5 protein-coding genes are annotated in these 7,982 nt (G+C 73.1%); all 5 read left to right on the plus strand.

Annotated features, from left to right (window positions below):
• Nucleotides 1-10: 10 nt before the first annotated feature.
• From ACFVGY_RS37325 to murD, 5 genes are read left to right on the plus strand one after another with little or no spacing between them, the layout of a single operon-like run.
• Nucleotides 11-1,984 (plus strand): peptidoglycan D,D-transpeptidase FtsI family protein, encoded by a 1,974-nt coding sequence (locus tag ACFVGY_RS37325; protein WP_385686910.1) that lies wholly within the window; start codon nt 11-13, stop codon nt 1,982-1,984.
• A gap of 48 nt (nt 1,985-2,032) precedes the next feature.
• Nucleotides 2,033-3,766 carry a UDP-N-acetylmuramoyl-L-alanyl-D-glutamate--2,6-diaminopimelate ligase gene (locus ACFVGY_RS37330; RefSeq protein ID WP_385686900.1) on the plus strand — a complete coding sequence of 578 codons (1,734 nt, stop codon included), beginning with the start codon at nt 2,033-2,035 and terminating at the stop codon, nt 3,764-3,766.
• On the plus strand, nt 3,763-5,190 hold the full coding sequence (murF, locus tag ACFVGY_RS37335) for a UDP-N-acetylmuramoyl-tripeptide--D-alanyl-D-alanine ligase (RefSeq protein WP_385686903.1): 1,428 nt from the start codon (nt 3,763-3,765) through the stop codon (nt 5,188-5,190). Before ACFVGY_RS37330 ends, murF begins: the two co-directional genes overlap by 4 nt.
• A complete protein-coding gene (mraY, locus tag ACFVGY_RS37340) occupies nt 5,187-6,257 on the plus strand; it encodes a phospho-N-acetylmuramoyl-pentapeptide-transferase (RefSeq protein WP_360635255.1) in 1,071 nt (356 codons plus the stop codon). The genes murF and mraY overlap by 4 nt, the downstream gene beginning before the upstream one ends.
• Complete coding sequence (gene murD / locus ACFVGY_RS37345) at nt 6,239-7,678, plus strand: UDP-N-acetylmuramoyl-L-alanine--D-glutamate ligase (protein WP_385686907.1); 1,440 nt, start codon at nt 6,239-6,241, stop codon at nt 7,676-7,678. The genes mraY and murD overlap by 19 nt, the downstream gene beginning before the upstream one ends.
• Nucleotides 7,679-7,982 lie beyond the last annotated feature (304 nt).

The raw sequence follows: 7,982 nt of genomic DNA on the forward strand, positions 1-7,982 counted from the left end.
AGCCTGGACGATGCCGGATCCCTGTACGACGCGCCCCCGTTCAGCCCGGCCTCCGCCTACCCGGCAGGTGTCAACGTCGAGTTCGTCGCCGACCGCGGCCCGCGCCCCGCACACGATCCGGCTCGGCAGCCCGCGGCCCCGGCTGCGCCTGGTCGGCGTCGGGCTGACGCTCGTGATGCTGGCCTTCGTCGTACGGCTGCTCCAGGTGCAGGCCGTGGACGCGGCCACGTACTCCGCCAAGGCCTCCGAGAACCGCTTCGCCAGCTACACCCTGGCCGCCGAGCGCGGCGAGATCACCGACCGCAAGGGCGTCGCCCTCGCCATCAGCGTCGACGCGTACGACATCACCGCCGACCCCAAGATGTTCACCCCGCAGGAGAGCAAGGCCCCCGACGCCCCCGAGCAGGCCGCCGCCCTCCTCGCGCCCATCCTGAACGCCGACGCCAAGGAGCTCACGGCCCGGCTGAAGACCAAGAACACCCGCTACGTCGTCCTCGCCCGCCGCCAGACCCCCCAGGTGTGGAACCAGATCAAGGACCTCAAGCGGGTCTTCGCCGAGAAGGCCACCGCTGACAAGCGGAACAACGGCCCCGGCGCCAACGTCCTGGCCGGCGTGTTCAACGAGGACAGCAGCAAGCGGGTGTACCCGGGCGGGGACCTGGCCGCCGGGATACTGGGCTACGTCAACGCCGAGGGCAAGGGCGCCGGCGGCCTGGAATCCAGCCTCGACCGGAGGCTCTCCGGCAAGGACGGCACGATCACCTACGCCCAGTCCGGGGGCCGCCGCGTGCCCACCGCCGGCTCCAGCGAGAAGCCGGCCGTGCCCGGCGAGGACGTCGAGCTGACCATCGACCGGGACATCCAGTGGGCGGCGCAGAGCGCCATCACCGAGCAGGTCCAGAAGTCCGAGGCCGACCGCGGCTACGTCATCGTCCAGGACACCCGCACCGGCGAGGTGCTGGCCATGGCCAACGCCCCCGGCTTCGACCCCAACGACCTCAGCCGGGCCAGCTCCGCCGCCATGGGCAACGCGGCCCTCCAGGACGTCTACGAGCCCGGCTCCACCGCCAAGGTCATCTCCATGGCCGCGGTACTGGAGGAGAAGAAGGCCGCTCCCGACACCCGCGTCGAGGTCCCCAACCGGCTCCACCGCGGCGACCGGCTGTTCAAGGACGACATCGACCACCCGACCTGGTACCTGACCCTCAACGGGGTCCTCGCCAAGTCCTCCAACATCGGCACCATCCTGGCCACCGGCCAGCTCGGCCCCACCCAGCCCGAGGCCAACCGGGTGCTCCACTCCTACCTGACCAAGTTCGGCATCGGGCAGCCGACCGGGCTGAACTACCCGGGCGAGTCCCGCGGCATCCTCGCCGGCCCCGAGGCCTGGTCGACCTCCCAGCAGTACACGATCCCCTTCGGCCAGGGCCTGTCCCTCAACGCCATGCAGGCGGCCTCGGTGTACTCCACCGTCGCCAACGGAGGCGTCCGGATCGAGCCGACCCTGGTCCGCGGCACCAAGGGCCCCGACGGCCGCTTCACGCCCGCCCCGGCGCCCGAGCAGACCCGCGTGATCAGCAGGGAGACCGCCAAGACCCTCTCCGAGATGCTGGAGTCCGTCGTCGACGACCAGGAGGGCACCGGCACCAAGGCCCGCATCCCCGGCTACCGGGTCGGCGGCAAGACGGGCACGTCCAACCGGGTGGATCCGGCCACCGGCCGCTACAAGGGCTACACCGCCTCCTTCGCCGGGTTCGCCCCCGCCGACAACCCCCGCATCACCGTCTACTGCGCCATCCAGAACCCCACCAAGGGCAGCTACTTCGGCGGCCAGATCTGCGGCCCCATCTACAAGAAGGTCATGGAGTTCGCCCTCAAGACCCTCCAGGTCGCCCCCACCGGAAGCGCCCCCGCCGGCCTCCCCGTCACCTACGAACCCGGCCCCCAGGCCACCCCCCAGAACTCCCCGCAGCCCGGCCGGTGATCCGCCCGGCCCGCCCGTTCCGTCCAGCAGATCCGTGAGGCACCACCAGTGACAACGATCACCCCGAAACCCGGGAACCAGCCCTCCGGCCCCGTCCCGGGCGGGCCCTCACTTCGCGGCCGGCCCGTCCCGCCGGGTACGCTCACCGCCGTGCCCCACGCTGATCAGCCCAGAATCACCGAGCAAGACGCCCCGGCCACGCCGCCGGGCGCGCCGCGGCCCACGACCGTCCGCCCGACCGCGCTCCCGGAGCTCGCGGCCCTGGTCGACCTCGAAGCCGCGCCCGAGCCGTCGGGCCCGCTGATCACCGGGATCACGCACGACTCCCGTGCCGTGCGCCCCGGTGACCTGTACGCGGCCCTGCCCGGCGCCCGGCTGCACGGCGCCGACTTCGCGGCCCAGGCGGCCGCCCGCGGCGCCGCGGCCGTGCTGACCGACCCGGCCGGCGCCGAGCGCGCCGCCGCGACCGGTCTGCCGGTGCTCGCCGTCGCGGACCCCCGCGGGCGGATGGGCGAGCTCGCCGCCGCGATCTACGGCCGCCCCGGCGAGGGCCTGCTGCAGATCGGCATCACCGGGACCTCCGGCAAGACCACCACGGCGTACCTCGTCGAGGCGGGCCTGCGCGGGACCGGCCGGGCCACCGGGCTCGTCGGCACCGTCGAGATGCGCATCGGCGACGAGCGCATCAAGTCCGAGCGGACCACCCCCGAGGCCACCGACCTCCAGGCCCTGTTCGCGGTCATGCGCGAACGCGGCGTCGACGCCGTCGCCATGGAGGTCTCCAGCCACGCCCTCGTGCTCGGCCGGGTCGACGGCTGCGTCTTCGACGTCGCCGTCTTCAACAACCTGAGCCCGGAGCACATGGAGTTCCACTCCGACATGGAGGACTACTTCCAGGCCAAGGCCCAGCTCTTCACCGAGCGCCGCGCCCGCCTGGGCGTGGTCAACATCGACGACGAGTACGGCCGCCGCCTCGCCAAGGAGTCGGCGATCCCCGTCGTCACCTTCTCCGCCGCCGGCGACCCGGCCGCCGACTGGCGCGCCGAGGACGTCGTCTTCGGGCACATGGACTCCACGCTGACCGTGCTCGGCCCGAACGGGGAGCGCGTGGCGGCCAAGGCCCCGCTGCCCGGCCCGTTCAACGTCGCCAACACCGTCGCCGCGATCGCCACCCTGGCCGCCGCCGGCCTCGACCCGCAGACCGCCGCCGACGGCGTCGCCGCGGTCCCCGGCGTCCCGGGCCGCCTGGAGCGGGTCGACGCGGGACAGCCCTACCTCGCGGTCGTCGACTACGCGCACAAGACCGACGCCGTCGAATCGGTGCTGCGGGCGCTGCGCGAGGTCACCGCCGGCCGGCTGCACATCGTGCTCGGCTGCGGCGGCGACCGCGACACCACCAAGCGCGGCCCGATGGGCGCCGCGGCGGCCCGGTTCGCCGACACCGCCGTGCTGACCTCCGACAATCCGCGCTCCGAGGACCCCCTGAAGATCCTCGCCGCCATGTTCGAAGGCGCCGCCTCCGTGCCCGCCGGGGAGCGCGGCGAGGTCCTCGTCGACGCCGACCGGGCCGCGGCCATCGCCGCGGCCGTCGCGCGCGCCGAGCCCGGCGACACCGTGCTGGTGGCGGGCAAGGGCCACGAGCAGGGCCAGGACACCGCGGGTGTCGTACGGCCCTTCGACGACCGCGCGGTGCTCCGCGCCGCGATCGAGGCACAGGCCGCGCGCGACCGCGCCGCGCGGCAGCACGACGGACGCGTCCCCCAGGCCGAGGTGAACCAGTGATCGCCCTTTCCCTCGCCGAGATCGCCGACATCACCGGCGGGCGGCCCCACGACATACCGGATCCGTCCGTGCGGATCACCGGGCCCGTGGTCATCGACTCCCGCCAGGTGGAGGCCGGCAGCCTGTTCGCCGCCTTCGAGGGCGAGCACGTCGACGGCCACGACTACGCGAAGGGGGCCGTCGACTCCGGTGCGGCGGCCGTCCTCGCCGCCCGGCCCGTCGGCGTCCCCGCGATCGTCGTGCCCGACGTCGAGAAGGCGCTCGGCGCCCTCGCCCGGGCCGTCGTGCAGCGTCTCGGCACCGACGTGGTGGCCCTGACCGGCTCCGCCGGCAAGACCTCCACCAAGGACCTCATCGCCCAGGTGCTCCAGGCCCACGCGCCCACCGTGTGGACGCCCGGCTCCCTCAACAACGAGATCGGCCTGCCGCTCACCGCGCTGCGCGCCACCGAGGAGACCCGGCACCTGGTGCTGGAGATGGGCGCCCGCGGCATCGGGCACATCGCCTACCTCACCGGCCTGACCCCGCCGCGCATCGGCGTCGTGCTCAACGTCGGCACCGCCCACCTCGGCGAGTTCGGAGGCCGCGAGCAGATCGCCGTCGCCAAGGGCGAGCTGGTCGAGGCCCTGCCCGCGGCGGCCGACGGCGGAGTCGCCGTCCTCAACGCCGACGACCCGCTCGTGCGGGCGATGTCCGCCCGCACCCGGGCCCGTACGCTGCTCTTCGGCGAGGCCGAGGACGCCGACGTACGGGCGTCGGAGGTCCGGATGACATCTGCCGGCCAGCCCTCCTTCACACTTCACACCCCCACCGGGTGCGGCGAAGTGACCTTGCGCCTGTACGGTGAGCACCACGTGTCGAACGCGCTTGCCGCGGCCGCCGTCGCCCACGTGCTGGGCATGTCCGTCGACGAGATCGCCACCGCGCTCTCCGGGGCGGGCACCTTGTCCCGGTGGCGGATGGAGGTCACCGAGCGAGCGGACGGCGTCACGGTCGTCAACGACGCCTACAACGCGAACCCCGAGTCCATGCGGGCCGCACTGCGCGCGCTGGCCGCCATGGGCGGCGCCGCCAGGGCGAACGGGGGGCGCACGTGGGCGGTGCTCGGTCCCATGGCCGAGCTCGGCGACGCCGCGCTGGCCGAGCACGACGCGGTGGGACGGCTTGCCGTCCGGCTCAACGTGAGCAAGCTCGTCGCAGTCGGGGGCAGGGAAGCGTCCTGGCTGCAACTGGGCGCCTATAACGAGGGTTCGTGGGGTGAGGAGTCGGTGCTCGTGTCCGACGCGCAGGCGGCGATCGACCTGTTGCGCAGTGAGCTGCGCCCGGGTGACGTCGTGCTGGTGAAGGCTTCCAGGTCGATCGGCCTGGAGCGGGTCGCGCAGGCGCTGCTCGACGGCGCCGAGGGCGAGGTCGCCGGCCGATGAGGCAGATCCTGTTCGCGGGTGTCATCGGTATGTTCCTCACCGTCATCGGCACCCCGCTGCTGATCAAGCTGCTGGCCCGCAAGGGCTACGGCCAGTTCATCCGCGACGACGGCCCGCGCGGCCACCTCGGGAAGAAGGGCACGCCCACCATGGGCGGCATCTCCTTCATCCTGGCCACGCTCATCGCGTACGCCCTGACGAAGGTGCTGACGGGTCAGTCGCCGTCGATCTCCGGCGTGCTGGTGCTGTTCCTGATGGCGGGCATGGGCCTCGTCGGCTACCTCGACGACTACATCAAGATCGTCAAGCGGCGTTCGCTCGGCCTGCGGGCCAAGGCGAAGATGGCCGGCCAGCTGATCGTCGGCATCGCCTTCGCCGTGCTGGCGCTGCAGTTCAAGGACGCCCGCGGGCTCGCTCCGGCCTCCACCAAGCTGTCGTTCGTCAACGACTTCGGCTGGTCGATCGGCCCCGTGCTGTTCGTGGTCTGGGCGCTGTTCATGATCCTGGCCATGTCCAACGGCGTGAACCTGACGGACGGACTGGACGGCCTGGCCACCGGCGCCGCCGTGATGGTCTTCGGTGCCTACACGTTCATCGGCGTCTGGCAGTTCCAGGAGTCCTGCGCCAACGCGCAGACCCTGACCAATCCCAACGCCTGTTTCGAGGTGCGCGACCCGCTCGACCTCGCGGTCGTCGCGTCCGCCCTCATGGGCGCCTGCTTCGGCTTCCTGTGGTGGAACACCTCGCCCGCCAAGATCTTCATGGGTGACACCGGCTCGCTGGCCCTCGGCGGCGCGCTCGCCGGTCTGGCGATCTGCTCCCGCACGGAGTTCCTGATCGCCCTCCTCGGCGGCCTCTTCGTGCTCATCACCTTCTCGGTGGTCATCCAGGTCGGCTCGTTCCGACTGACCGGGAAGCGCGTCTTCCGGATGGCGCCGCTGCAGCACCACTTCGAACTCAAGGGCTGGTCCGAAGTGCTCGTGGTGGTCCGCTTCTGGATCATCCAGGGCATGTGCGTGATCGTCGGACTCGGCCTCTTCTACGCTGGATGGGCAGCCGACAAGTGACCTCCTGGCAGGGCAAGAACATCACCGTCGCCGGTCTCGGCGTGAGCGGCATCAGTGCCGCCCGCGCCCTGGCCGGCCTCGGCGCATCGGTGACCGTCGTCGACGGCGGCGACGGCGAGGGCCACCGCGCCAAGGCCGCCGAACTCGCGGACCTGGGCGTCCTTGTCCGACTCGGCGACGCGCAGACGCTGCCCGAGGGCACCGACCTCGTCGTCACCTCGCCCGGCTGGAGGCCGGACAGCCCGCTGTTCGCCGCCGCCGCGGCGGCCGGCGTCGACGTCGTCGGGGACGTGGAGATCGCCTGGCAGCTCCGCGAGTCCCGGCCCGGGCGCACGGCCGCCCCGTGGCTCGCGATCACCGGGACGAACGGCAAGACCACCACGACCCAGATGCTCGCCTCGATCCTGAGGGCCGCCGGCCTGAAGACCGCGGCCGTCGGCAACATCGGCACCCCGATCATCGACGTCGTGCTGGGCGAGGAGGAGTACGACGTCCTCGCCGTCGAGCTCTCGAGCTACCAGCTGCACTGGGCGCCCTCCGTGCGCGCCCATTCGGCGGCCGTGCTCAACCTGGCCCCGGACCACCTCGACTGGCACGGCTCGATGGAGGCCTACGCCGCCGACAAGGGCCGCATCTACGAGGGCAACACGGTCGCCTGCGTCTACAACGTGGCCGACCCCGCCACCGAGCGGCTCGTCGAGGAGGCCGACGTCGTGGAGGGCTGCCGCGCCATCGGCTTCACCCTCGGCGCCCCCGGCCCCTCCATGCTCGGCGTCGTCGACGGGATCCTCGTCGACCGCGCCTTCGTCGAGAACCGGCAGAAGAACGCCCAGGAGCTCGCCGAGGTCTCGGACGTCACCCCGCCGGCCCCGCACAACATCGCCAACGCGCTCGCCGCGGCGGCCCTGGCCCGCGCCTTCGGCGTCCCGCCGCGCGCGGTCCGCGACGGGCTGCGCGACTTCCGCCCGGACGCGCACCGGGTCGCGTTCGTGGACGAGGTCGCCGGGGTCGCGTACGTCGACGACTCCAAGGCCACCAACACGCACGCGGCCGAGGCCTCCCTGGCCGCGTACGAGCCCGTCGTGTGGATCGCGGGCGGCCTGGCCAAGGGCGCGACCTTCGACGAGCTCGTGCAGAAGTCGGCCGAGCGGCTGCGCGGCGCGGTGCTGATCGGTGCCGACCGGGCGCTCATCGCCGAGGCGCTGGCGCGACACGCCCCCGATGTCCCGGTCGTCGACCTCGACCGGACCGACACTGGGGCGATGCTCGGGGCGGTCCGGGAGGCGGCCCGGCTCGCCGAACCCGGCGACACGGTCCTGCTGGCACCCGCCTGTGCGTCGATGGACATGTTCGCGAACTACAACGAGCGCGGGGACGCATTCGCGGACGCGGTGCGCGAACTGGCAGCCGAAGGCGCCTAGGCCAGGCAGGAGGCTCCTCCCCGGCCGGGCGGCTGCTCGCCGCGTACGAGTGGAGGGGAAGGTCACAGATGCCGGCCAAGCAGGTGCTGCCCGGGCGGCGGCCGTCCGCGGGGAAGGCCGCCGCGGGCCCGTTGAAGGGTCTGCGGGCCGTCAAGGTGCAGGGCCGCAGGCGTCCGGTACCGGGAGCGAGGCGGGGCCCCCGGGGGGGGGGGGGGGCCCCCCGGGGGGGGGGGGCCCCCGCCCCGGGGGCGGGGGGGGGGGCGCCCCCCCCCCCCCCCGGCCGCTAGACCAAAAAGCACGCCCC

Source organism: Streptomyces sp. NPDC127106 (assembly GCF_042677605.1).
In the GTDB taxonomy this organism is placed as follows: domain Bacteria; phylum Actinomycetota; class Actinomycetes; order Streptomycetales; family Streptomycetaceae; genus Streptomyces.